General features: G+C 39.1%; 24 protein-coding genes. 10 read left to right on the forward strand and 14 right to left on the reverse strand.

Annotated features, from left to right (window positions below):
* Positions 1–4 precede the first annotated feature (4 nt).
* From ACTS4L_RS07445 to ACTS4L_RS07460, 4 genes are all read left to right on the forward strand, one after another.
* A complete protein-coding gene (locus tag ACTS4L_RS07445; protein WP_440615338.1) occupies positions 5–2,968 on the forward strand; it encodes a PAAR-like protein in 2,964 nt (987 codons plus the stop codon).
* Between the two features lie 9 nt (positions 2,969–2,977).
* Complete coding sequence (locus ACTS4L_RS07450) at positions 2,978–3,418, forward strand: hypothetical protein (protein WP_440615339.1); 441 nt, start codon at positions 2,978–2,980, stop codon at positions 3,416–3,418.
* A 39-nt stretch (positions 3,419–3,457) separates the two neighbouring features.
* The gene (locus ACTS4L_RS07455; RefSeq protein WP_440615340.1) at positions 3,458–4,834 is read left to right on the forward strand and encodes a glycosyltransferase; all 1,377 of its coding nucleotides are present in this window, start codon (positions 3,458–3,460) and stop codon (positions 4,832–4,834) included.
* Between the two features lie 90 nt (positions 4,835–4,924).
* Positions 4,925–6,838 (forward strand): hypothetical protein, encoded by a 1,914-nt coding sequence (locus ACTS4L_RS07460; protein WP_440615341.1) that lies wholly within the window; start codon positions 4,925–4,927, stop codon positions 6,836–6,838.
* Between the two features lie 6 nt (positions 6,839–6,844).
* On the opposite strand, the gene ACTS4L_RS07465 is transcribed toward ACTS4L_RS07460, so the two are convergent.
* The 4 genes from ACTS4L_RS07465 to ACTS4L_RS07480 form a co-directional block, all read right to left on the reverse strand.
* The gene (locus ACTS4L_RS07465) at positions 6,845–8,557 is read right to left on the reverse strand and encodes an NAD-dependent malic enzyme (RefSeq protein ID WP_440615342.1); all 1,713 of its coding nucleotides are present in this window, start codon (positions 8,555–8,557) and stop codon (positions 6,845–6,847) included.
* Between the two features lie 112 nt (positions 8,558–8,669).
* Positions 8,670–9,119, reverse strand: coding sequence for a DUF494 family protein (locus tag ACTS4L_RS07470; protein ID WP_203250154.1), 450 nt, complete (start codon positions 9,117–9,119; stop codon positions 8,670–8,672).
* A gap of 42 nt (positions 9,120–9,161) precedes the next feature.
* Positions 9,162–10,244, reverse strand: coding sequence for a DNA-processing protein DprA (gene dprA, locus ACTS4L_RS07475; RefSeq protein WP_440651903.1), 1,083 nt, complete (start codon positions 10,242–10,244; stop codon positions 9,162–9,164).
* The gene (locus ACTS4L_RS07480; protein ID WP_440615344.1) at positions 10,225–10,980 is read right to left on the reverse strand and encodes a hypothetical protein; all 756 of its coding nucleotides are present in this window, start codon (positions 10,978–10,980) and stop codon (positions 10,225–10,227) included. Before ACTS4L_RS07480 ends, dprA begins: the two co-directional genes overlap by 20 nt.
* A gap of 161 nt (positions 10,981–11,141) precedes the next feature.
* Here ACTS4L_RS07480 and fkpB point away from each other — a divergent pair, with 161 nt between their 5' ends.
* Genes fkpB through pssA form a run of 3 tightly spaced genes read left to right on the forward strand, consistent with a single transcriptional unit; the run spans position 11,142 to position 13,379 of the window.
* On the forward strand, positions 11,142–11,585 hold the full coding sequence (gene fkpB, locus ACTS4L_RS07485; RefSeq protein WP_440615345.1) for an FKBP-type peptidyl-prolyl cis-trans isomerase: 444 nt from the start codon (positions 11,142–11,144) through the stop codon (positions 11,583–11,585).
* The gene (gene ispH / locus ACTS4L_RS07490; protein WP_440615346.1) at positions 11,585–12,562 is read left to right on the forward strand and encodes a 4-hydroxy-3-methylbut-2-enyl diphosphate reductase; all 978 of its coding nucleotides are present in this window, start codon (positions 11,585–11,587) and stop codon (positions 12,560–12,562) included. Before fkpB ends, ispH begins: the two co-directional genes overlap by 1 nt.
* A 49-nt stretch (positions 12,563–12,611) precedes the next feature.
* A complete protein-coding gene (pssA, locus tag ACTS4L_RS07495) occupies positions 12,612–13,379 on the forward strand; it encodes a CDP-diacylglycerol--serine O-phosphatidyltransferase (RefSeq protein WP_440615347.1) in 768 nt (255 codons plus the stop codon).
* A gap of 22 nt (positions 13,380–13,401) precedes the next feature.
* On the opposite strand, the gene ACTS4L_RS07500 is transcribed toward pssA, so the two are convergent.
* From ACTS4L_RS07500 to ACTS4L_RS07525, 6 genes are all read right to left on the reverse strand, one after another.
* The gene (locus tag ACTS4L_RS07500; RefSeq protein ID WP_440615348.1) at positions 13,402–14,145 is read right to left on the reverse strand and encodes a tRNA threonylcarbamoyladenosine dehydratase; all 744 of its coding nucleotides are present in this window, start codon (positions 14,143–14,145) and stop codon (positions 13,402–13,404) included.
* A gap of 56 nt (positions 14,146–14,201) precedes the next feature.
* The gene (gene ftsY, locus ACTS4L_RS07505) at positions 14,202–15,416 is read right to left on the reverse strand and encodes a signal recognition particle-docking protein FtsY (RefSeq protein ID WP_440651905.1); all 1,215 of its coding nucleotides are present in this window, start codon (positions 15,414–15,416) and stop codon (positions 14,202–14,204) included.
* A gap of 201 nt (positions 15,417–15,617) precedes the next feature.
* Positions 15,618–16,583, reverse strand: a complete 966-nt coding sequence (locus ACTS4L_RS07510) for a beta-ketoacyl-ACP synthase III (RefSeq protein ID WP_440615350.1) — start codon at positions 16,581–16,583, stop codon at positions 15,618–15,620.
* Positions 16,584–16,594: 11 nt separating this feature from the next.
* Positions 16,595–17,629, reverse strand: coding sequence for a phosphate acyltransferase PlsX (plsX, locus tag ACTS4L_RS07515; protein ID WP_440615475.1), 1,035 nt, complete (start codon positions 17,627–17,629; stop codon positions 16,595–16,597).
* Positions 17,630–17,677: 48 nt separating this feature from the next.
* Positions 17,678–17,863, reverse strand: a complete 186-nt coding sequence (gene rpmF / locus ACTS4L_RS07520) for a 50S ribosomal protein L32 (RefSeq protein ID WP_117002212.1) — start codon at positions 17,861–17,863, stop codon at positions 17,678–17,680.
* A 30-nt stretch (positions 17,864–17,893) separates the two neighbouring features.
* Entirely contained in the window at positions 17,894–18,427 is a 534-nt protein-coding gene (locus tag ACTS4L_RS07525; RefSeq protein ID WP_440615351.1) for a YceD family protein, read from the reverse strand.
* Between the two features lie 71 nt (positions 18,428–18,498).
* On the opposite strand from ACTS4L_RS07525, the gene ACTS4L_RS07530 reads away from it, so the two are divergent.
* Both ACTS4L_RS07530 and ACTS4L_RS07535 read left to right on the forward strand, forming a co-directional pair.
* The gene (locus ACTS4L_RS07530; RefSeq protein ID WP_440615352.1) at positions 18,499–18,966 is read left to right on the forward strand and encodes a peroxiredoxin; all 468 of its coding nucleotides are present in this window, start codon (positions 18,499–18,501) and stop codon (positions 18,964–18,966) included.
* A 29-nt stretch (positions 18,967–18,995) separates the two neighbouring features.
* Positions 18,996–19,478 carry a WbuC family cupin fold metalloprotein gene (locus ACTS4L_RS07535; RefSeq protein WP_440615353.1) on the forward strand — a complete coding sequence of 161 codons (483 nt, stop codon included), beginning with the start codon at positions 18,996–18,998 and terminating at the stop codon, positions 19,476–19,478.
* A 25-nt stretch (positions 19,479–19,503) separates the two neighbouring features.
* Here the strand turns inward: ACTS4L_RS07535 and ACTS4L_RS07540 are convergent, their stop codons facing one another.
* From ACTS4L_RS07540 to ACTS4L_RS07555, 4 genes are all read right to left on the reverse strand, one after another.
* On the reverse strand, positions 19,504–19,995 hold the full coding sequence (locus tag ACTS4L_RS07540) for a DUF4442 domain-containing protein (RefSeq protein WP_440615354.1): 492 nt from the start codon (positions 19,993–19,995) through the stop codon (positions 19,504–19,506).
* 217 nt (positions 19,996–20,212) lie between these two features.
* Complete coding sequence (locus tag ACTS4L_RS07545) at positions 20,213–21,004, reverse strand: hypothetical protein (RefSeq protein WP_440615355.1); 792 nt, start codon at positions 21,002–21,004, stop codon at positions 20,213–20,215.
* Positions 21,005–21,029: 25 nt separating this feature from the next.
* The gene (locus tag ACTS4L_RS07550) at positions 21,030–21,608 is read right to left on the reverse strand and encodes a hypothetical protein (RefSeq protein WP_440615356.1); all 579 of its coding nucleotides are present in this window, start codon (positions 21,606–21,608) and stop codon (positions 21,030–21,032) included.
* On the reverse strand, positions 21,583–22,158 hold the full coding sequence (locus ACTS4L_RS07555; RefSeq protein WP_440615357.1) for a hypothetical protein: 576 nt from the start codon (positions 22,156–22,158) through the stop codon (positions 21,583–21,585). Before ACTS4L_RS07555 ends, ACTS4L_RS07550 begins: the two co-directional genes overlap by 26 nt.
* 182 nt (positions 22,159–22,340) lie before the next feature.
* Between ACTS4L_RS07555 and ACTS4L_RS07560 the strand changes: the two genes are divergently transcribed.
* Positions 22,341–24,266 carry a TcfC E-set like domain-containing protein gene (locus tag ACTS4L_RS07560; RefSeq protein WP_440651907.1) on the forward strand — a complete coding sequence of 642 codons (1,926 nt, stop codon included), beginning with the start codon at positions 22,341–22,343 and terminating at the stop codon, positions 24,264–24,266.
* The last annotated feature ends 73 nt before the right edge of the window (positions 24,267–24,339 follow it).

The raw sequence follows: 24,339 nt of genomic DNA on the forward strand, positions 1-24,339 counted from the left end.
TATGGTGGAAAGTGAGTTAGTATCGTCTGAACAATCAATGTGCCCTAATGCACAAACTTGTCAAGGTAATTGCCATAACCAACAGGTTAAAGCATTAGCAAATGCTTGGCAATATGCCCTAATTGGGGCATATGCTGCTACTGATTATCAATCACCGACTCAAGATGCTCTGGCGTCCGATTCAGATACATCATTTAAGAAAAATGCCACAGATTATGACAATATGCTAAAGGCGTCTATGTCGAATCAAACTAGCACATATCAATCAAATATTGACCAGCTAGCTAATGTCGATGCTTTAAAGCAAGGGGCTAGTGATCAGCAAGCGCAGTTATATGCATTCAAAGATAATGCTAACTTGAGTGAGCCTGCTCTTCCTGATCTAAGTAGCGCAGGATCACCTGCGCAAATACAGATGATGATGGCAAGTAGCAATCTCAATGCACTCAATAACTACAAAGGCGCCATTGAGAATTGTCCAGATGATATGCTCGCTGAGCAATTAAATGCACAAAATAATATGGGTTTAAATCAAGAGGCACTTGTACAGCAATATAATAGCGCATTACAGCAAAGTATTGCAGGGCATGCGCAAGCGTCGCGTTTCCCACAGGCAAATCAATTTATGTTGTTGCAACAAAGCTATACATCAGCAGTTAGTAGCTTGATGCCCTTTGCACGTAGTCACTCTGCATTAAATGCAAATATTGGTGATTTTCAACAACGTATGAATGATACCTCTAACGCGTTGATGCAGTTGTATGCGATGCATAATAGTGCTCAGTCAAGTCAAGCAGATATAAATGCTCAGATGACAAAGGTGCAAATGGCGATAGCAAATACACAAGCAAGCTTTAGTCAACTCAATGCGACCTGTCAAAATAATAATTTATACCAACAGTCATTGCAAACGGAAGCAGGTATCTATCGTGCGCATATTGAAGCCACTCAAGTTAACTATCAGCTTTCGCAGGTCAAGCAAGAATCATCTAGCGCAACCACCATAGCAAATGACGACGATTTGCAGCAGCGAATAAGCTATATATCGACGCAAACGCAACACATAAGTCGTCAATATTGGGCGGCACAGTCAGCAGATGCTGCAACGCAATATCAACCGCTAGCAACACTAAACAATCAACTTCAGCAACATCAATTATCAGAAGATAGCGTCAACCAACAGATGATAAAAGCATTAAACAATGCGCAAAGTGCAGCTGATATTATTAATGGTGCCAAAGGTTGCAAAGACTTTGCCAATCGATCAGGAAAATATGCGCAAGCTTTAGACCATTTAAATACTTCTCTAACACAATTAAATATACATGCCGCGACTATAAGCAATGGTTATCAGCAAAAATTAAATGATCAGTTGATTGAGACAAATGAGCACATGAATGGTTTGCACAATGCGCACGCGCATCAGATTGCCTCATTGAGTAGTTGCATTAATAACAATAAATCACTGTCGCAAGCACAAGATCATTATGCACAGTCATTAGGTCAATTTAATCAATTGCAAAGTCAAATGAAGTCACAAGCAATAACAGCTCTTAATGGCTCGCCACAAAACGGTGAGAAAAGGTTAGCACAAATACAAGAATTACAAGACAAAGCGATGTCTGCATATGCAAAGGCTCAAGCTGACTATGCCAAGCTTAAGGCAGCATATTTAGAAAAGCTTGCTGATATTCAAGCTGCAGCACAGAAAATGCAAAGTATATTAAATAGTAAGCTAAATGCAGCTAATGCGATGACACAAAATCTATCTAATCAAGTGTCGCAAACTTTCTGTAATGTCAATCCAATGGCTTCACTCAGTCAATCAGCGCCTATTAATGAGATAGCAACGTTACAACCAAGCACATTCAAGAAACTCAATCAGCTCAACACAGAGTTAATAAAAGCACAACAGAATATGAGTGGGCTTACAAGTCAAAGTCGTTCGGCACAGTTGACACAAAATCTGGCAGTAATCAGTCAATCACAAGCACAAGTAGCTGAGGTACTTAACGATATGCAGCAGCAAGTTAATAAGCAGATTGCAACGACAAAGCCTAAGCTATGCCCCTTACTATCAACAGGTGTTGATGTGATGCAGTCCAAGGCAGATAATATCAAACAAAGCCTCATCCAAGCTCGCATGAATTTTCCAAGTTGTCCACATGCAACAGATCAAATAAATGATGCCTATCAACAAGTTAATCAGTTAAATTTAACATTCCAACAGGCATTAAACCCTTCACAAGATCAGGTTGCATTGCCACAAAACTTACTTCAGCTACGTGATAATGCACTTAGTATGCAGGCAAATAGCAATAACCTATTAGCCAATGGTCAGACTGCTGTGAATACAAGTATCACACTTGATCAACCGATCGCCTTAAATACACAATCTATGGCAACTTTCCCTGCAATGCCAAATGAACAAAGTCTATTAGCATCAATGCAATTGCCACCCTTACCAGATATTAATAGTTTATTACCAAATAATGTCGTTATTCCACAACTAACAGATATGCTTAATCAGTTAACAGCAGCTCTAGGGTGTGTGATGAGTGCATTTGCGATACCTAGTGGTAGTGGAGAGAAAATGGTCGCAGTATCCTCCGGAGCTGAGATTCGTTGTATGATGGGAGCGGCTCCTTTGCCACTAACCGTGCTTCCCTTTGGTGTGAATCTATCTCCTGGGAAGCCGGCAACTTTACCGATCAATATGATTCCTTTCTTAAATGTGAAACCATTTTCACCATGCACAAATCCAGCAAATCCACTAGTGATTGCTTCTTTGGGGGCGCCATCGGCTTGCATGCCATTGACATTGCCATGGTTCCCTTTAGCAACGATGACTCAAGGTTTAAGCATGCCTTTAGTGCGTCAAAATAGTCAATTGCACTGCGCCTTTACCGCAATGAGTGGCATGGTTACAGTGGTTAACCCAGGGCAAGATGCCATCGAGGTGGCTTAAGGTAAAAAAATGGCACAATTAAATACAGCAGATATTACCCTTGCTGCGAATACGCCAAGCATTGCATTGACAACCCAGCTTAAGAATAGTGAGGATCAATATCAATATTGCCTTGATGCCAAAGCAAAGCTATCTAATGAGTCAGTACCACAGGGTACGATTCAGAAAAAAAGCAAACAAATCACGCTAACTGCCGATGAAACGCTTACAGCTCAAGTGAAAAACACGACATTAAAGCTAAGTAGTGATGAAGCGTTTATTGAAATAGGTAGTGCGAAATTTGATATCAAAGACGGTGAGATTTCAATCTGTGTCGGCAGCTCTAAATTAACGATTTCAGAAAGTGGGATCATGATTAAGGCAGAAAACATTGAGCAGGATGGGCAAAGTATTAGCATGAAGGGTAGTTCGATTAGCGGCAAAGCACCACAGGTTAATTTTGGTTCATAACTATACTCCATTAAGTAAAACTAGAGGATAATATTAACTATGTATGATCATGAATTATATCAGCTGAAGACATTATTACGTTCATCTTTAATTCCACACAGTGATGGTGTTACGCATGGTGCTGAGTATACGCGGGAAGTAATGAAAACGATAGATTTCTTACTTGATAAGAGCCTTGCTGTTAATTTACAGTCAATTGAAAATGAAATAGCAGCAATGCACACACGCTATACAGAAGAGATGGGGCACGGTAAAGGTGTATTGAGAAATGAGCCTTATTTTCATGTTGTTAGATCTCATCTTGATAGAATGCAACAACGTGATGTGATTAGCTGTGCTGAGAAAAAACACTATCAAACATTACCTGGAGTACAAATATTCCATCATATTTGGGTTGGAGGTTACCTTGATGAAACAAGACTGAAATCGGCAGTTTGTGCTGATATTGCTTGTGCAAAAAAGCTTGGGTGGTATCGCCAAGCACCCATTAAAATTTGCCTATGGGTTGATAAAGGGGAATCTAGTTATAATTCATTGAACTTCATTCAATCTCTTATAGGTGCAAACCAAGGTTATATTGAATTTGAAGTGAAAAAAATTGATTATTTAGCCATTTTGCCTCGTTCTCTTTATTCCATTTATGATGAGCTAGAACGAAGACATGCATATGCATATTTAACTGATTTGCTTCGTTTTTTTATTTTGCAAGCTTATGGTGGTTTTTATATGGATTTCTCATTCCACATAAGCAATCAACGTGATCCAACCATCATTAAAATGACTGCTGATACCTTTAGGTGTGCTGCTTATGCCGGACAAAGTATAAGTTTAGGTGGGTTAGCAAATACCGGTGATGATATGTTTTCAAATGCTCGCATGTCGCAAGTTGGCGATGCGGGTGCTGATAATCTAATGTTTGGCAGAGTGCAAAATTTAGATAGCCATGTGATGTATGCAGGTCGAGCAAATCATCCTATTGTTGTAAAAATTTGTGAGCTTTTAAATAAGATCTTTATTGGTGTGAAATCAACGTCGGGTTCTAGTCATTTCTCTCGATGGTTCGATGCAAAAAGAGCTGTAGCCGTTAAAGAAGGACTTGGTTCTATTGTCCATCCTCAGGATAATAATCGATCTATACTAGGGACAATTACCAATGTTTTTCCTATGCAGTTTGCATTATATCTTTGTGGTGGGCTATCACTGGATCAAAATTATGCTTCTATGCGATCACAAATGTCCTTTCTTGAGATTAGATCTGAGCATCAATTTGTTTGCGATGAGTCAAAAGGAGGATACTTTAAAGGGCTGGGGGTTTGCAGAAGCTCAGGTACCGATAGTTGGCGTAAAGCAACTATCCATGACTTGACCGAGCACAGAAGGTCTCGTTCTGCACCACCAAGAAGATTCAAAAGATAAAGTGATACTGCCAGGCCATATTGGCTATGGTTTTTCCCCTTAAGAAAGATATATTGAATTTAGGATAGATTAATAAATCGGTTTAAACAAATGGCACCTTTTGATACTCAATTACTGCAAATTCAATTGATTCCATTGGATAAAAGCAATAAACCACAACCAGATAAAATACTTGAGATCAACGGCTCTTTTATTCATCAATTTTCATTAGATTTGCAAGTAGGTGGCTTTAATGGAGAGTTGATGTTTATTCCTTTGGAGTATGATAAAACGCTGCTTAATACAGTCAAAGATTTGATGAGTAAAGAGGCGGTTAAGATAAATATATTGATTCAGCAAAAATTAAATGTTGATAGCCAAAGCAATCAAGTAGAACAGCTTATTTTAAGCGGTTATTTAACAGAGTATGAACCGTTAACCATGGAGTATTTGGATTTTAATAGTCAAATAGATGCCAAAACTAAAAAACCTGTGATTACATCTATGCGTCAGCGCATAACACTAAAGTTTACTGATCCATTGCAGTATTGGTTAAAGCAATCAAGTAAACGCATGGGATTTAAGGATAAAAGTTATAGTGATGTCATCACCGATATCATGTCACCATTTAAAGCATTTTGCACCTTGACAGTAGATGGGAAGCTCGCAAATTACCAAACAAAAAGGCGAGTTATTATCCCTTGTGTGCATGGAAAGGATATAAGCCATTATGAATATCTAGCATTTATTGTTGCGCATTATGGTGGTGTGTTAGCCCTTGATTATCAGGCGATGCAGGAGAAAAAACCAAGTGTGGTGCTATCGGAAAAATCCGATGGTAGTGTGATTAGTTGGCCTACAATAGAGGTGCCAAAATATCAAATAAAAGCAATCGCAGCAGATGGAGAATCTAAATCTAAGGTAAGTCTGGTTTTTAGTGATTGGCAGCAGTTGGTTAATATTAATCTTGAAAATATCACAAAGTCACAAACAGCAGATCAGATGATCAATACGTTTCCTGACCTGGTGAAAAGTTATCCTGAGAGTGCTGAAGACAAGCCAATATGCATTGCAAATAGGCGTATATCATATGCAGTTGAAGATGATGCTAAAAAACAAGCAAGCCAGCAATTAAAGTTTGAGAGTGCTCAAAAATCACCATTGCAACGATTAATGATGCAGTTTGATGTGTTACCAAGCTTTACGGGTCGAATATTTCCACTTGACCACATGGATTTGAATTTACCATTAGCTGATGGTGAGAGCTTAAATTTATTTGGTGATAAATTTGCTCAAATGTATTCATTTAAATTGATGATGAGTCTTCATCAAGCAAACAATGAGGGTGTGTGCCTTGGCAAGATGAAAGCCACAGATCTTAAAAGATATTATTCAGCAACACATAGGATTGTTTCAGAATATGTGTTTGTTGATCCTAAGGAGCAAAACCTTGCATTTACGCCCAAAGTGAGAGATATGCCATTAATAACGACCGAGGGCGTTATTGTCGGCAGCTCAGATGCAAATCAACAGCAAAGTAACAAATCAGCACAATATTTATATGTAGTTGATAAAAATAAAAACCCAGCAATTGACGGTGTGACCTTAGATCAATTAGCAAAAGATGAGCTATGTTATTGGGTTAAATTACCTGAGTTTAACAATCTACTGATACAGGTTCCCGTTAGTGGCTATATCACACATGCTCAATATCATTTGCCATTGAAAGTAGGTACAAGAGTGATGCTTGAGTGTCACCCTGAATGTGTGATGCTTGATGGTATTATTGCAACGAAAATTATAAAGCCCATTGAGGCATCAACTCAGCTTGAGTCTTTGTTTTGGGGTGCCGATCAGGAAATGTCGCTCCAAGCAAGTAGTGATAAGACGGGTAAAAATCAAAAGCTCAATATGGGGATAGATTTAGGTGAGAATAATGACAAATCAAACTATAGCATTGAATTTGACGCACAAGCCAATACCACTAAGATTAGTGCAACAAGTGCAGGCGAGTCAGAGAATTAAGATATTTTATTGTTTTTTTAGTGGGTAATAATCCGGTATCCATTGTGCGCTGTTGACGAGTTTATCGACATCAGTTTCTTTGGCTTTGATGCTTGATAAGCCTTCTTTAATCGCTTGTTTAGCAACGGCGATAGCTACCGCCTTACTAACAATAGTTGCATCATGAATAGGTGGCAACACGGGATTGTCAACGGATTGATGCAGTGGTGAGAAGCTCGCTAGTGTTTGGCTGGCAACACGAATCATGCCATCAGACATCTTAGTTGCTTTAACAGCAATGGCACCTAGTCCAAGTCCTGGGAAGATAAAGGCATTGTTGCCTTGAGATATCTGGTAAGTCTTTCCTTGATAAATAACAGGTTCAAATGGACTGCCTGCGGCAATAATAGCTTTGGCATTGGTCCAGTTGATAAGATCTTCAGGTGTTGCTTCACAGTGTGAGTTTGGATTGGATAATGGCATGATAATTGGGCGTTCAATATTTTGTGCCATGGTGGTGACAATCGGTTTGTTAAAAGCCCCTTTAACCGTTGAGCATCCGATTAAAATCGTGGCTCTAGCATTTTGCACGACTTCAAGCAGTGAAATGTTTTGAGGATTGTTGATATTCCAGTTTTTAAGTTGCTTTCTTGATTTGGCATAGGGCTTTTGAAAGTCTGGTAAATCTGGCATATCATCAATAACCAGACCGAATCGATCAATAATATAAAAGCGATCCAAAGCCTGTTTTCTTGTCATGCCACTGGCAATAAATGCATCAAGAATCTGATCCATAATGCCGCAGCCTGCGGTGCCGGCACCAAACATGACCACTTTATGATCCGTGAATTTAGTTTGGGTGGCTTTGATGGCTGAAATCACATTAGCAGTAGCAACAATGCCTGTGCCTTGCATATCATCATTAAATGTACAAAGTTGATCGCGATAAGTCTCTAAAATCGCTCGGGCATGATTCCGACCGAAATCCTCCCAGTGCAAATAGACATTGGGAAAGTGGCTTTTAACACTGCTGACAAATTTCTCGATAAATTGATCATACTTTTTGCCGCTAATACGTGGATGGCGCGCACCAAGATACATCGGATCATCCAGTAGCTTTTGGTTGTTAGTGCCAACATCAAGTTGTACAGGGAGAACATTGGCAGGGTTAATACCGGCACAAATAATATAAACCATCAGTTTGCCAATGCTAATATCCATGCCACCAATGCCCCAATCGCCAATACCAAGTACAGCCTCGCCATCGGTAACGATAATAAAATCAATCTGTTGCTTTTTGGCAATATTACCAAGGATCTTATCTATTTGTTTTTGCTCATCATAGGCAAGGTAAACACCAGCAGGACGCCTGAATTCGCTAGAGTATTGCTCAACAGCATCGCCAACCGTTGGTGTATATACAATTGGCAGTACTTCATCAATATGCTGCGAGCAAAATTTATAAAAGAGTGTCGTGTTGCTATCATGCAGGGTGTTTAGGAAAATATTTTTTTGAATATTGTCATTTTTTTCCTGAAACTGACGATAGACGCGCATCAGTTGTGAGGATAGGCTTTCAACTTGAATTGGCAGTTTGCCGTGTAAATCAAATGCATCACGCTCTTCCTTACTAAAGGCGGTGCCTTTGTTTAACAGTGGGTTATCCATGAGTGCATGCGCGGACAGTGATGTTTGAATCTCTTGTGTTTGCCCATCTTTATTGGTGATAACTTTAAACATATAAGCTCCTTGCTGTTTGATATAATATGGTGACAATCATGATTATAGATCGATAAATGCTAAGCGCAATGTTGGCAGGCAAAATGAAAAATAATAAAAAGCAGGGTAAGGATTAATGAATACGGAAAGATCTTGTTAATACTTCTTCTATGGGAATAAATCCACCAAAGAGTTCATCTTCTTGGTTGGCAATGGTCATTTCAAACACCCATAAGAATTGATCTTCAGTAATGGTGTGCGTGCCAAGGGATATGATTTGTTCAATAATAAATTCAAGCTCATGTGATTGAATATCGCCTGCTAAGTAAGCTTCAAGCAAGAATCGCAGGCTTTCTGTTGGAATAATCGCCTTTTCTTGTGGTGTAAAGACACGTACGGTTTCAGGGTGATAGTCTGCTCTTGGCTCATCATTGAATTTGCTAAAGCGCTCAAGCCAAGCAATTGCTTGTTCAATCGCCTGTGGCGCAAGACCTGCTTTTTGCAATTCATGCAATATCTCTTGTGAGTTCGTCAATTTGACCATATCACCATCGAAATAGGGCAAATCGCTAAACAGCGACATGAGAACTTGTAGTATAGGGGCTTTGTTGTTCATGTTACCTTATTAGATTCGTTTATATCCGCCAGGAACTGCGCCAATAAGCGCTTCCATCTCAAGCTCAAACAGTATGCCAGTTATTTTTGCGTATGTTAAGTTGGTCGTGTCGATAATTTTGTCAATCGTAGTGCAACTTGAGCCAATACTGTCAAAAACAAGCTGTTGCTCGCAGGTGAGTAATAAGGATTGTTGAAAGGGTGTTTTCGACGCATTGAGTGTTTGTTTGAGGTTGAGCTCTTCGAGGATATCCTCTGCTGAACAAACGAGTTTCGCTCCCATCTGAATGAGCTTATGGCAGCCATGACTCTGACTGTGAAAGATATTGCCAGGGATAGCAAAAACATCGCGATTTTGCTCTAAAGCATGCATTGCCGTGATCAGTGAGCCACTTTTGTGCGCTGCTTCAATGACAACAACACCAAGACTTAAGCCACTAATCAGTCGATTTCTTTTGGGAAAGTGAAAGCGCTTAGGCGCTTGTCCTAATAAAAACTCAGAAATAACCAAACCGTGGTTTTGAAGTTGAGCATAAAGATGACGGTTTTGTGCCGGATAACAGATATTAATCCCAGTACCAAGTACGGCAATGGTCTTGCCATGGCAGTTAAGTGTTTCTTGATGTGTCAAAGTATCGATGCCAAGCGCCATGCCACTATTGATGGTGAGCCTAGCCTGTACAAGTTGTGGGATAAGTGCTTTGATACATTCACTGCCGTAAAGACTGGCTTGGCGCGTGCCAACAATAGCTAGTTGCAATGTGTTTAAAAGAGAAATATCGCCAATGGCATATAAGCTCAATGGTGGATCGCTAATTTGTTTTAATTGCGGAGGAAATGCTATATCAATAAGATGAATTAAATGATGTTTGTCAGAAGAGGCAAGCCATGTTTCAAGTTTCTTAAGATAAGGCGTAAATTTCTGCTCTTGAATAAAAGTAATCGTTTCATGACTTAAATGCAAAACTTGCTGATAGTGATGTGGTTTGGCAAGAAAGTCATCAATACTGACTTTAAGGCTAACAAGTTTTTGGTAGTGTTTAGAAGCAAACCTAGGAATCGTGTGTAAAACACTAAAGCTCATGTTTGACATGGTACTTGGGGAGTTGAGTTAATACGGTACTGCCAATCATAACTTCTTGTTTGGCATCGGTCACAAGTGCTATGGCATGATGACTAGCAAGTCGATAGACAAATCCTTGCCCTAAAAGCTGTCCTGGGATGGCATAACCATCAATTTTTTTAGCAGGTGATTCAAAATAAACACGCATGCCCATTTTAAGTCCAGCATTTTGCCCTGTATTGATTAAGACAGATTGATAAGTTCCAGCAAAATCGGCTTCACCCTCTAGTTGTGTGACTTCACCATTAATATTGTTATCAGCGATAATTTCATCATGAGGTAGTTTTGTTTGCACTAAATCAGAAGGCAATGCATGATCTCCGATATTAATTTCTTGGGTAATATTCATAATGCGCAGTACCAGTGTGCCTTGGTAGTTGCTAATAAACTCAGCTTTGCCAAGGCGTTTGAAAATATAATCGTATTTGTTCTCAGCGTAAGGGATGCTATTTACATGTGAAAAAACATAATAAAAAGGTGCCTCACTCGTTTTAGAAACATAAACGGTATCACCAGAGCTTACAAGCGCTTGTCCTTTTGATGAGGCAATGATTTTGCCAGCATCCTTTAGAGGAATGTTAGATAAATAGAAATTACTAAAAAAAATATGATATTTGTCATATAAAGACTCGGCTTGTACAGGCTTGATGAGCAGCGTCGAGAGTAGTAAAAAGGTAATAGGCAGCAGCAGCTTATATGAAATCATATTAAGAGGTGCTTGTTGTGCAAAGGAGTATTTGTGCATTTTTTATAAATCTCGTAGAATGTGCGCGTTAGTAACCTGCTAAAACTCTAGCCTAGATGTTGGGGAAAAGCAAAAAAAGCATAATTAAAAAATAATTAAAAAAATTAAAGCAAAGGAATTCCATGAAAATACAAAGAGATAGCTTTGTAAAGATGCATTTTAAAATCCGTTTAAAAGATGGATCTATTGCTGAAGATACAAAAAACTATGATCACCCATATGTTTTCCAAATGGGCAAAGAGACGTTTTCAGAAAAAGTAGAAAACGAGCTAATTGGGTTAGAAGTTGGTGCGAATCGTAAGATGATGTTGATGCCTGAAGATGCCTTTGGTCAAAAGCATCCTGCGATGATTTATGAGGTGCCAAGAAAAAGATTCCCAGAAGAGATGGCATTAGAGCAAGGTCTAATCGTTGCCTTCTCACAAAAGGACGGAACAGAGTTGCCCGGTGTGATTGTTGAGATTCATGAGCATGATGTGACGGTTGATTTCAATCATCCATTATCAGGGCAAGTGATTTTGTTTGATGTGGATATTTTAGAGATTTCAGATAAGGAATTTGCCTAATGAAAATTATTTTAGCCAACCCACGGGGATTTTGCGCAGGTGTTTCACGCGCTGTCGATGTTGTTGAACGTGTGCTTGCAATAGAGCCACATCCTGTCTATGTGCGCCATGAAGTGGTGCATAATCGTGCGGTGGTTGAGAGTCTCAAAGAAAAAGGGGCAATTTTCGTTAAAGAATTACATGAAGTACCAGACTATGCGGTATGTATTTTTAGCGCGCATGGCGTCTCACAAGCAGTAGAGGAAGAGGCTAAACGCAAAGCGCTTAAAATTTACGATGCGACTTGTCCATTGGTAACAAAGGTGCATCGGGAGGTGCAAAAAGCCAGCAATATTGGTGTTGAATGTGTGCTTATAGGTCACAAAGGGCACCCTGAAGTTGAAGGTACACTTGGGCAATATAAAAATGACTACAGTCAGATCTATTTGGTTGAAAATGTCGATGACGTGGCAAACCTAGATGTACAAGATCCAACAAGACTTATTTTTGCAACCCAAACAACCTTATCGGTTGATGAAACAAAAGATATTATTGCTGCATTAAAGGCTAAATATCCTGAAGTCAGTTCACCGAAAAAAGAAGATATTTGCTACGCTACACAGAATCGCCAAAATGCCGTAAGGCAGTTGGCTAAAGAGGTTGATATTCTCTTGGTAGTAGGATCTAAAAATAGCTCTAACTCAAATCGCTTACGTGAATTAGCTGAAAAAGAGGGTGTAGATGCTTATTTGATTGATAATAAAGATGATATTAATCTTGAATGGTTTGCTCATAAGCATACTGCAGGTGTTACCGCAGGGGCTTCGGCACCTGAGTATCTGGTGCAGCAAGTGGTCAGTTTCTTGCAAACACACTTTGCTGATGCGTACGTTGTCGACTTTAAAGGTGTTAAGGAAGAAGTGACCTTCCCTTTACCAAAGTTATTAAAACAAACTAAGCTTGGTGGTGTAAAAAAGGCTAAGCTTAATGATTTTTAGATTAAAGATGTCGTGAAAGGCAATAAAAGTAACGTGTAAGGATAATGCGATGAAAGATGATCAATCGTTAGATAAGCAAGTAACACAACGCAGTAAAAGTATTTATATTCTGCCAAATTTATTTACTTCAGCCAGTTTATTCGCTGGGTTTTATGCGATTATTGCTGCGTTTAACAGTCACTTTGTACTGGCGTCAGTGTGTATTTATGTTGCCGCGATCATGGATTCATTAGATGGGCGTGTTGCGCGTTTAACCAATACCCAAAGCGCGTTTGGTGCAGAGTATGATTCATTAGCGGACATTGTTTCCTTTGGTGTGGCGCCTGCTTTAATTATCTATTTTTGGGCAGTCAAGCACTTAGATCAGTTTGGTTGGGCGGTGGCATTTATTTATTTGGCATGTGTTGCTTTGCGTCTGGCGCGTTTTAATACGCAACTAGATGATAATAGCCCTGATAGTAAACGCTATTTTACCGGTTTGCCGTGTCCGGCATCTGCTGCCACCATTGCTGGATTTGTGTGGTTTTGTAATACGCTTGGGCATACATCTGCTGAAGGATGGGTAACATTTTTCGCAACGATTATCACACTTTATCTATCAGCGATGATGGTGAGTAATATTAAGTTTAGAAGCTTCAAAGATTATGATCTAAAAGGTAAAGTGGTTTTTACGCAAACGGTGTTTGTTGTATTTATTATCGCAATTATCTTTATTGATCCATCGGTTACTTTGTTTGTGATATTTATGGTTTATGCGCTATCAGGGAGTGTCGCACGAATCTTTAAAGGTAAACAAACGATGCAACAGGTTAAATAAATTATAGAATGGGGTAGTTATATTATTGATTGGTGTGTGGATTTCCACCGACAAGATGCTTTATCACCATGCCAGCAATGGTAAGACCAAACAATGCCGGCATGTAGCTAATTGTGCCATTAACGGCACGATCACGACTATCGCCACCAACAGGCTCGGGTGGAAGCGGAGGTAATGAGCTCTCGGTTGAGTAAACGGCAAGAATCCCTTTTTTAACTTTCAGGCGACGCAAGCGAATGCGCACGAATTTAGCGAGTTTACACATGCTTGTTTGATAGATATCAGCGACTTTAATCTGTGTAGGATCAAGCTTGCCACCAGCACCCATGCTTGAGATGACCTTGTAACCCTGTTTATGCGCATAAGCAACAAAAGCAACCTTGCACACAAGACTATCAATGGCGTCAATAACAAAGTCGTAGGGTTTGTCAAATATAGGTGTCATATCATCTTTACGAATAAAGTCATCAACAATATTAACCTTACAATTAGGGTTAATATCCAAAATGCGCTCACGCATGATTTGGGCTTTTTTGATGCCAATATTTGAGTTCAGTGCGACTAATTGGCGATTAAGATTAGATGGTGAGACAACATCATGATCAATTAATGTGATTTCACCAATGCCCGCGCGTGCTAGTGCTTCCGCAGCAAAGGAGCCAACGCCACCGACACCGGCAAGCAATACATGTGAGTTTTTTAGTCGTTCAATACCATTATCATTGACAAGAATAGCCGTGCGTTCAAAAAGTCCTGTATGTTTCATTGAAAATTAAGTATTTATTTTTTGCGGTAGTATGCCAGAGAAATATTACAGATGCATTAATCTTGGCTAAATAGTGCGTCAATAAAGTCATCTGCGTGAAATGGGCGAAGATCATCAATCTTCTCTCCAATACCAATAAAACGAATAGGCAATTGAAGCTTTTTAGCAATTGCGAAAATCACACCACCTTTGGCTGTGCCATCCATTTTTGTGAGCGTAATACCAGTAACTGATAGAATTTTGTTAAATACGTCTGCTTGCATAATAGCATTTTGTCCGGTACCAGAGTCTAATACAAGCATAACTTCGTGAGGTGCCGTATCATCAAGCTTTTTCATCACACGAGCAACTTTCTTAAGCTCTTCCATTAGACTATCTTTGTTGTGCAAGCGCCCTGCAGTGTCGGCGATGACAATGTCAATACTTCTTGATTTGGCTGCTTGTACTGCATCATAGATAACTGAAGCGCTATCTGCCCCTGTGTGTTGGGCAATGACGGGGATATGGTTGCGCTCACCCCACACTTGAAGTTGTTCAACCGCAGCTGCACGAAAGGTGTCACCTGCTGCTAAAATAACCGATTTACCTTCGGTTTGGAACTTCTTAGCCAGTTTGCCAATCGTTGTCGTTTTGCCAGCACCATTAATACCAATCATTAGAATAACATATGGCTTATGTGTGCTATCAATTACTAATGGTTTTTCAGCAGGTGTGATAATTTCTTTGAGCTTCTCTTTAATAAGATCAGTAAGTGCTTCCATGGTTTGTAGTTCATTGCGACTGACTTTATTACGCACCGTCTCCATGATTTCTTGGGTTGCTTCAACGCCAATATCTGCGGTTAGTAGCTGCATTTCAATATCATCGATTAGATCATCGTCAATGACTTTTTTACCCAAGAGTAAATCACCAATGCCACCACCGAGTTTTGAGCGTGTTTTTTTCAAACCATCTTTTAAACGCGCAAATAATCCACGTTTATCATTATTAGATGTTTCAATTACAACGGTTTTTTCTTTATTGTCTATTGTTGGTGTATTTGTGCTAGAGGATGCTGATGACTCAGGTATTTGAATATCAGTATTTGCTTTAGGTTCAGCTTCAACTTCAACTGGTATTGAAACAGTTGATGTTTCTATTTCATTTACAGTTTCTTGTTGAGGCTCTGCTGCTGCAACGTCTTCTTGTATTTTTTTATCTTGAATAGTGTGAGCATCAGGACGTTTGATTTTTTGTTCATTACTACGTTTAAAGCGGTTAAATAAACCCATATCGATCAAAGTATAAATTTAAACTAGATGCATTCTGCATGATGCAGTAAGGCTTTTCAAGTGTGCTTTATTGTTATTTGCGATCAATGCCGAAGAAATCTGAGTATTGTTTGATGGAATCATTGATTTGATAATATTCTGGCATCACAGCTAAAACGGATTTGTTGGCAAAGGCAACTGCAGTTGATTTTTTGTGACATGTTAAAATTGTGCAATGAAGCCACCCCAAACAAGACCAGCACCAAAGGCTTCAGTCAGGATTGTTTGTCCCGGCTTTATTAGGTTGTTGCGTACAGCATGATCAAGCGCTAGAGGAATGGAGGCCGCAGACGTGTTGCCATGGTTTTCAAGGGTGATGATCACCTGTGACATCGGCATATTAAGCTTCTTGGCAGTTGCTTCAAGAATGCGGTAGTTGGCTTGATGGGGAACTAGCCAGTCAATGTCTGAGTCACACATATTGGCTTTAGTTAGTAAATCAGATACCAGATCGCTAAGCTTAGAAACAGCCTTTTTAAAGACTTTATTGCCTTCCATGTGTAACATGGCATGATATTGACCTTGGGTAAATGGTGTTTTACTTAAAAGTCCTGGGATATGTAACATATCTTTGCCTTCACCATCACAATAAAGAGTTGAGGCAATAATACCTGCCTCAATGCTTTGGCTTAGGATAATTGCACCAGCGCCATCACCAAAGAGGACACAAGTTGAGCGATCTTGCCAATCCAGTGTACGCGACATACGCTCAGAAGCAATGACTAAGGCGTTTTTAGCACTACCATTTTCAATATATTGCTTAGCAATATCAACAGCATAAACAAAGCCACTGCATGCAGCGCTGATATCAAATGCCGGACAACAAGGTGCGCCTATTTGTGTTTGCACGATACTCGCAGTTGATGGCATGATATAGTCTGCGGTGCCTGTGGCAACGATAATAAGATCAATGTCTTGAGCTTGAATGTTTGCCATACTCATGGCGTTATTGGCAGCTTCAATTGCCATATATGCTGTGCTTTCTGATTCATTGGCAATATGACGTTGCTTGATACCAACGCGTTGTGTGATCCATTCATCAGAGGTGTCAACCATCTTAGCAATATCTGTGTTATGTAGTACTTTGGCGGGTAAGTAGCTGCCAGTGCCAGTGATCTTTGCAAACATTGTTCTTAGCCTTAAGATTGCATAATGCGCTCAATTTGCGCCTGCGTTTTTTGCGGGATATTGTATTTGATTTCTTTGATTGCCTCGTAAATGGCAGTTTCAAAAGCTTCAGCTGAAGCACCACCATGACTTTTAATCACAATACCTCTTAAACCAAGCAGGGATGCGCCATTATATTGGTTGGTGTCAAGTTTGCGTTTAAGTCCTGTCAGTACTGGTGCGCTCAACAGCATCGCAAGCTTGGAGAAAATGCTGTTGTTAAAACTATCTTTGAGCATGTCTGCAATGAGCTTGGCCGTGCCTTCCATTGTTTTAAGGGCGATATTTCCGGCAAAACCATCGCAAACAATCACGTCAGCTTTAGCTGAGAAAATATCATTGCCTTCGACATAGCCGATATAGTTGATGTGATCACAGTTTTGTAGCATTTTGGCTGCTTGCTTGATGCTGTCTAAGCCTTTCATTTCTTCCTCACCGATATTAAGCAAGGCAACACGTGGGCGCTCAGTGCCCTTAAGATTTGCAGCTAACACAGAACCCATAATGCCAAATTGAAACAACTGCTCAGATGAGCAGTTCACATTGGCCCCCAAATCTAGCATATAGACTGGATTCATTTTCTTGGTTTTGCGATCTAACGAGGGAATCGCATACACAATTGCTGGGCGATCAATTTCATTGAGTGTTTTTAATACAAACTTTGAGGTTGCCATCAAAGCACCCGTGTTGCCCGCGCTAACGCACGCGTCAACATCGCCGCTCTTAACAAGATTAATGGCAACGCGCATTGATGAGTCTTTTTTATTGCGAAGCGCCAATGCAGGGGATTCGTCCATCTCGACAATTTCATTGGCATTAACAATCGATAAGCGTGTCGTATCATATGGTGTTTTGTGTGAGGTTAAGAATTGCTCGATATCTTTGGCGATACCAACGAGGCAGATATGTAAATCAGGAAATTTTTTTAGCGCCGATAAGCAGGCTGGAATGGTGGTTTTTAATCCATGGTCACCACCCATGGCATCAATAGATATTTTATAAGATATTGAACTGGTCACAGTAATACAGAATAATTGCCTTATCGTGCAGTTATTCTATTCATCATCAGAGGCAACAGCAACTACTTTCTTGCCTTTGTAGTAACCGTTTGCAGACACATGATGGCGCAAGTGCATTTCGCCTGTTGTTTTATCAGTTGAAAGCGCTGAAGCAGTTAATGCATCGTGTGAACGACGCATATCTCTTCTTGAACGACTCTTTTTGTTTTGCTGTACAGCCATTATTAATTCTCCTATTTCACTACTTTAATATTAATCTTTCTTTGTAAATTTTAGCTCTTTTAAAGCAGAAAACGGGTTCGGTTTGTCCTGCTTTTCGGTGTCGCTAGTTTCAAAAACGCCATAGTATGACGTATTTTGTTCAGTTTGACAATCATTAAGTGATTTTTTTGGGATCATCGGAATAGACAGTAAGATTTCCTCTTCTAGTAGCTCAACGAGGTTGATTTGATTGTCTTTATAGATGTAAGGATCATAAGTGTCTGGGAAGTTTTTAAAAAAACGATCATCTGTCACAAAACCAAGTTTAACCGGATCATCAAAGCGAAATTCAAAAGGTTCAAGTGTTCTTTGGCAAATGAGTGTCACCTTGCCAGCAAGTTGCCCATCAAGTAGTGGCTTGTTGTTTTCAAAATGAAATTTAAGGTTAAGCTGAAAATCATAAGTTCCATCAACAATACATTCATGCAATGAAGCAAGATGCGAAAAACTAAAGGTTTGATTAAGCACCATGCCTTCTTTAGCAGCTTTGATGGGATCTAAAATAAAAGGTTTTTGTTGTAACATGCTTTATCTCAAGATTATCTTTGTTAAAGTACACAGGTGTTCATGATAATCAAAGTTTAGGAGTATGCAAGATGACTTTGCAAGTGGGTGAAAAAATAAGCTTGCCGCAGGTGGCAATGACCTCAAATAAAATATTTACACTTGATGATTACCGTGGCAATTATTTGGTGATTTACTTTTATCCAAAGGATAGCACACCAGGATGCACGACGGAAAGTATTGGTTTTACCGATCATTATAAAGATTTTGTCAAAGTTAATGCTACGATCCTCGGTGTGTCAAAAGATACCTTAAACTCACACGAGAAGTTCAAGGCAAAATATCATATGCCGTTTGAGCTTATTGCTGATACTGAAAAAGAGCTATGTGAGGCATTTGCCGTGCTGAAAGAAAAAAGCATGTTTGGTAAAAAATATATGGGCATTGAGCGCAGCACGTTTGTGATTGATATGGAAGGCAAACTTATCAAAGAATGGCGTAAAGTCAAAGTGCCAGGGCATGTTGAGGAAGTGTTAGCATTTATCAAAAGTTTAAAGTGAGTCTCTTTTGAAATAGGATTTGTACTTATATGAAAAAAATTGATCATGCGTTAATGACTCAAATGGCGCAAAACGCCAAGGAGTCACCGCGTTTACGCGCACATCACAATTTCCATCCTGAGCTATCAGATTCCGTCAATCGGTTAGCTATCCATCTTCAAAAGGGCACTTATATTCGTCCGCACAGGCACTCAGAATCGCATAAATGGGAGTTGATCATAGCGCTTAAAGGTCAGATAGGTGTGCTTATTTATGATAATGAAGCTGTTGTGATTGACCAATTTGTACTGGGCGCAGATGGCGATACTTTGGGGTTTGAGATGGCACCCAACACATGGCATTCATTATATGCAATAACTGATGAGGCATTATTTTTTGAGGTGAAACCTGGTCCTTTTACGCCAACATTAGAGAATGATTTTGTGCAATGGGCGCCAAAAGAGGGCGACAAAGAAGTGCTTGATTTTATGCAATGGCAGGCATCTGCCAAAGTGGGTGATCGTTATAAGTAATGGGCACTCATAGGATGCATTATGCTTAATCTGGTTTAACAAACCTTTTGTCTTTGATATAAATAGTGCGCAAAACACGTGCAATAGTTTGTTTATCTTGATCATGTATCTCGATCTCTTTCTGGAAATATATTTTGCCATTAACACTGGTTTGATGCTTGATTTGATTGATATCTTCATCACTTAAGCGAAACTCACAGTATACTGTTGATTTGCCAGGCGCGATGTACTTTATCGACGATTCCTTATCCCAGATAATATAGTCATTGCCTAAAATATGACTAAGCATTAGCGGATAAAAGGCATCGGTCATTGCAAACAGAGAGCCACCAAAGTGTGTGCCAAAATAATTTCGATTATGCCATTTTAGTGGCATCGCAACCTTGATATAGCGATAGTCTTTGGCAATATGTAAGGTTCTGATCCCCGCGCCACGATAAGGGCGGTAACGATTAAGAATAAATTTAACAGCGCCTACTGGCATTTGTCTTAAGAATTTACGTGCTTTATGCCGCATACAACAGTCCATTTTCTAAAGATAGTGGCTATTTTATACTTACTATCAAATAAAGCATAGTGCAAATCAGCTTTTGAAAATGATGGGTGATGGTAGCGGCATTATCTTAAGAAATTAGCAACAGTTAAAGTTGTGGTTATTTCTAAATAAGGTGTACAAATATAAACTATGGAAGCCCATGAAGAAGAGCAAGCGTTTTGTCCGTGGATTAAGTCGGCTATAAGTACTTGTGCAGTTTAGAGGACTTGTTTTCATAAAATACAATTTGCTTACCTTGATCCACCGTAAAGGTTTTTTCTTCTCCGGCATAAACTACTTCACTGCCAAGAGCCTTGCATCCTTTGATTTCTGAAGATGAGGCAAGTTTATCGTCAGTTTTTGACTTACTTTGTTTATCTTGATTGTTCTGAGGTAATAAATCATATGTCTTAAAGTCTTTATCACAAGCATACATATTGCGCAAGACACTATAGCTGTTGCCGGTGTTCTTTACAGTAAGCAGACCGTCTTTATACTGATAATCTAGTGCTTTATGAATTTCTTTAGGCTGATTAAATAACTGCACTTTATAAGAAACCACAACTTGAACGCCACTGACCGTATCTTTATCATCGACACCAGTAAAGCCTTTGATGTCATTAACAACGGGGCTAATAGTAAGTGTATAAGCCTCTTCTGTGGTTACATCTTTATTTAATAAATTAGCGCGTACAATACGAGTCTGTTTGGCAGGAATGACCAGTTTTGGCGGAGAGACAATCATGCCAAATTTCTTTGGATCAATTGAACCATCAAAGGGCGTAAACTTCCCTATATTGGTATCGAACTTCTTGGCAATAACCTCAACATAAGCAGATTTATCACCTTCGTTTTTAACCTTGATATCAACATAAGACTGAGTGTTCGTTGACTTATGTTTGATCACAAGTGGCGTAACTGATATGCCTGCAATCGCAAATTGTAGTGGCAGTAAACCAAATAAACCAAGCTTTAAAAATTGTTTAAACATCGATATCTCCTTTTAACTTTATCATTTAAATCACTTGCAGTGACCAATTAATATTAAGGTTGAAATGCCCCTCAATCGTATCATTTGCTGAAACATTAAGAATGATACGATTTAAGTTAGCAAGTGTTGTGCCAGAAAACACCATGTCACAACTGCCTGATGATTGTGTGGTATTAAAAATAATGCCTTGAAGACCACCGTTATACTGACACAATGCTGAGTTAATTGTATTTATTGGCACAATGCTATTGCTTTGACTGTCTTCAAAACGAATCAATGACACAACAGCACCCGTGTGTGCATTGTGTAAATTATCTAACCCGAGGCCATAAACTTTTTTACCATCTTGTGTGATTGAGGTAAATTGATTCGGTACCTGTGGTGTGATAGTTAATCGATAGTTTTTATCCTCAAAGATGTTGGCAGTATGCGCTGTTAAGCTTACTTGGTCATAGTAACCACTGTTAAAATTAATCGTTGCATTGGGCGTGTCAATAACAAGTTGTGGTTCACCTAAGCTGTGAGCATATCCAAAGCTTGATAGCGCTAAATAGCTGCCGCTAATGATGCAGAGCAATTTATAATGTTTTTTTGATCGTAACATATAATACTCCTGTGTATTGTTCTTGGGTCATTTTAGCCGCTTTGAAGGTTAGCTCCATACGCTTGAAATGTTCAACAAGGGCTTGCCCACTAAATTCAAGCTCACAGCTGATTGGTTGTCCTATCGCAAAAAATGACAACTGATTATCAACAATGGCACAATTGGCGTTGTTTCTGCCATTGACTAAGTTCAATCGGTTATTTTGCGCATTTAAAAAAGCGATATGGCTTATGCCAACTTCGGCCTCTCCGTGATCGATCTTTCCTAACGGAATGACGACACTATTATCTTCTTTCAACGGTAGAAAGTTACTATTAAATGCATTAATGACCAAACCATAACGGTCACTTGGGTTATAGCGGTTGTTTTGGTTAAACATCACATCACTGGTGTAAACACTTTGACTATTGGAATGAATGCTTCCGGTAATTGGACTTAGGGTGAAGTCTAGTCGTGAGGGGATAGAGTAATTTAGTCCCGTTGTCACAACATGACTGACGCCTGTTGCATAGCTCAACATAACCGTGATGATAGTTGCTACAATCTTCATTCGAGTACCTGTTGCTATTGATCATGCTTATATCATACGTGATGATTAGGTTAAAAAAAAACCAATTAGTATTTAAACACTTAATGACCTTATAAAATAGATTAATGCTTTATGTGCTGATTTTATTTTGATCACTTTATATTATGTGCTCATATCAAAACACATAATAAAATGGATAGAAAATGGTATTTCAGCATAAAAAAAGCGTTATGTATCTACTGGCTGCGTTGCAAGGTGGATTTGCTTTTGCTGAAATTCGTGCAATTGAGGATGAAAGCATTCCTAAAGGATTTGAAAATTATCAAGCAATATCAACGATGAATGTGCCGGTGTATATCAATGGACGTATCGTCGCAACGACTATGGTTAAATTTGATGATGCTACGATTGAAATAATTAATCCTGTAAGTGTTATTAATAGAGTTCCTACGCTATCTGATGCGAATAAACAAAAAGTGCTTGAAGTATTATCACAAAAGCTACCTAACCATAGTGAAAGGCTATGCAAATTAGATGCGCCTAAAAGTGTAGGCTATGGCAATATTTGTGAGGCGCTGACACCTGAAATAGCGGGTGTGATTTTTAACCCGAGCAATCTTAATTTGTATGTTTTTATTAATCCTAAGTTTCTAGAAAGCACTAATGGGCCAATTAATCCAATGCTTGCGTCATCGACGTCTAGTTTTTCGTATTTTAATAATTCTTCTTTGCTCTATTCAACAACGGATTTTAACGATAGTAGTCTTAATCTAAATACCAATCAATATTTTAATTATGGCAATGCTAGCTTGTTAGTAACCCCAGCACTTGAGCAGAAAGTCTCGCAGCGCAGTGATAATGACACAACGTTGAGCATTAATAACTTAACTTTGCGCTACTATTGGAATCCTGCCTTAATTTCAGCAGGAACAACAATAACGGCAGGGGATAATATCCTTGCTCAGCAAAACATTATTGGTATGAGTATGCGCAACAATAATGAAGTCTATAGCTATAGCACGAGTAACTCAGGCACGCCAGTAGAGGTATTATTGACAACAAATTCGCAAGTGCGTGTTTATAAAGATAATCAATTGATTTACGCCCAGCAATTACCAGCAGGGAAGCAGAAGCTTGATACCTACAGCTTTCCAGATGGGTCATATAATATTACGATTGAAGTGATTGATCAGTTTAATAAAAAAACTGTATCACGTGAGTTTTTTACAAAGTTTTCATTGATTCCTGAAGTAGACAAACCAAACTATCAATTTGCATTGGGCTATTTGCAAAAAACGATTAATAGTAATGAACATTTTTACTATCCTCAAAGCTATACCGATGAACCCGTTTTTAACGCAAAATGGACGCAGAGTTTAAATAACCGATTGGCATTAACAGGGAATATGCTGTCTAATTTTGACGATATCTATGCGACATTTGGCTTAGATAGTTTATTGGGTGGTAACTTAAGGCTGTCATGGTATAACACTGTTTCAAATGTTAATAAATATGCCTCAGCAATTACTGGTAGTTGGAACTTTGGTAATATCAGTTGGTATAGCAATATTCTAGGCGTTATTGATAATAATGACGCATTAATGCCTAAACCACGGCTTTTTAATCCTTTGCCAAGTGGTCAACAGTTGCAATTGCAAAACAACTTAAGCTTTACATGGTTAGGTGTCAGTACATCTTTATCACACAGTTGGAATACGATCACGCATCAGAATCGTTATGGTGTCAGTCTTTCTCGAAATTTATTTAGTACTTCAGGTTTAAGTGCTGATATGACATTCTCAGCGGTAAAGACAGATCATGATCACTTAATTCAAGCAGGTATTCGCTTTTACTTTACGCAAGGTCGTTGGAACGTTAGTGCCAGCTCTGACTATATGGATGATGGTCAAACACAAGGCAAATTTAATCAATCAGCTTCGGTTTACTACTCACACTATAGTAGTCCAAACGCTTATTTAAGCAGTAATGCAACGCTTAACTATAGTGAAGATAATAGCAGTGGATTTGTCTCTATCAATAGCGCCAATAAATTAGCACAATACAACGTGCAGAGTAATATCACAAAAGATACAACGCAAGTTTCTGCCATGGTTAATTCAAGTATCTGAAGTTTAGAGTTTTAAACATTGAATTATGAATCAGTCGATCTAATTGCTAGCTCATGCAATTGAGCTTTTAAGC

Origin of the sequence: Cysteiniphilum sp. 19S12-1 (assembly GCF_052030685.1) — a bacterium.
Taxonomy (GTDB): domain Bacteria; phylum Pseudomonadota; class Gammaproteobacteria; order Francisellales; family Francisellaceae; genus Caedibacter.

Excerpts from the sequence above, each read along its gene's own strand:
- ACTS4L_RS07450 (WP_440615339.1), top strand. The coding sequence starts at position 2,978 with ATGGCACAATTAAATACAGCAGATATTACCCTTGCTGCGAATACGCCA.
- ACTS4L_RS07455 (WP_440615340.1), top strand. The coding sequence starts at position 3,458 with ATGTATGATCATGAATTATATCAGCTGAAGACATTATTACGTTCATCT.
- ACTS4L_RS07460 (WP_440615341.1), top strand. The coding sequence starts at position 4,925 with ATGGCACCTTTTGATACTCAATTACTGCAAATTCAATTGATTCCATTG.
- ACTS4L_RS07465 (WP_440615342.1), bottom strand. The coding sequence starts at position 8,557 with ATGTTTAAAGTTATCACCAATAAAGATGGGCAAACACAAGAGATTCAA.
- ACTS4L_RS07470 (WP_203250154.1), bottom strand. The coding sequence starts at position 9,119 with ATGTCGCTGTTTAGCGATTTGCCCTATTTCGATGGTGATATGGTCAAA.
- dprA (WP_440651903.1), bottom strand. The coding sequence starts at position 10,244 with ATGTCAAACATGAGCTTTAGTGTTTTACACACGATTCCTAGGTTTGCT.
- ACTS4L_RS07480 (WP_440615344.1), bottom strand. The coding sequence starts at position 10,980 with ATGATTTCATATAAGCTGCTGCTGCCTATTACCTTTTTACTACTCTCG.
- fkpB (WP_440615345.1), top strand. The coding sequence starts at position 11,142 with ATGAAAATACAAAGAGATAGCTTTGTAAAGATGCATTTTAAAATCCGT.
- ispH (WP_440615346.1), top strand. The coding sequence starts at position 11,585 with ATGAAAATTATTTTAGCCAACCCACGGGGATTTTGCGCAGGTGTTTCA.
- pssA (WP_440615347.1), top strand. The coding sequence starts at position 12,612 with ATGAAAGATGATCAATCGTTAGATAAGCAAGTAACACAACGCAGTAAA.
- ACTS4L_RS07500 (WP_440615348.1), bottom strand. The coding sequence starts at position 14,145 with ATGAAACATACAGGACTTTTTGAACGCACGGCTATTCTTGTCAATGAT.
- ftsY (WP_440651905.1), bottom strand. The coding sequence starts at position 15,416 with ATGGGTTTATTTAACCGCTTTAAACGTAGTAATGAACAAAAAATCAAA.
- ACTS4L_RS07510 (WP_440615350.1), bottom strand. The coding sequence starts at position 16,583 with ATGTTTGCAAAGATCACTGGCACTGGCAGCTACTTACCCGCCAAAGTA.
- rpmF (WP_117002212.1), bottom strand. The coding sequence starts at position 17,863 with ATGGCTGTACAGCAAAACAAAAAGAGTCGTTCAAGAAGAGATATGCGT.
- ACTS4L_RS07525 (WP_440615351.1), bottom strand. The coding sequence starts at position 18,427 with ATGTTACAACAAAAACCTTTTATTTTAGATCCCATCAAAGCTGCTAAA.
- ACTS4L_RS07530 (WP_440615352.1), top strand. The coding sequence starts at position 18,499 with ATGACTTTGCAAGTGGGTGAAAAAATAAGCTTGCCGCAGGTGGCAATG.
- ACTS4L_RS07535 (WP_440615353.1), top strand. The coding sequence starts at position 18,996 with ATGAAAAAAATTGATCATGCGTTAATGACTCAAATGGCGCAAAACGCC.
- ACTS4L_RS07540 (WP_440615354.1), bottom strand. The coding sequence starts at position 19,995 with ATGCGGCATAAAGCACGTAAATTCTTAAGACAAATGCCAGTAGGCGCT.
- ACTS4L_RS07545 (WP_440615355.1), bottom strand. The coding sequence starts at position 21,004 with ATGTTTAAACAATTTTTAAAGCTTGGTTTATTTGGTTTACTGCCACTA.
- ACTS4L_RS07550 (WP_440615356.1), bottom strand. The coding sequence starts at position 21,608 with ATGTTACGATCAAAAAAACATTATAAATTGCTCTGCATCATTAGCGGC.
- ACTS4L_RS07555 (WP_440615357.1), bottom strand. The coding sequence starts at position 22,158 with ATGAAGATTGTAGCAACTATCATCACGGTTATGTTGAGCTATGCAACA.
- ACTS4L_RS07560 (WP_440651907.1), top strand. The coding sequence starts at position 22,341 with ATGGTATTTCAGCATAAAAAAAGCGTTATGTATCTACTGGCTGCGTTG.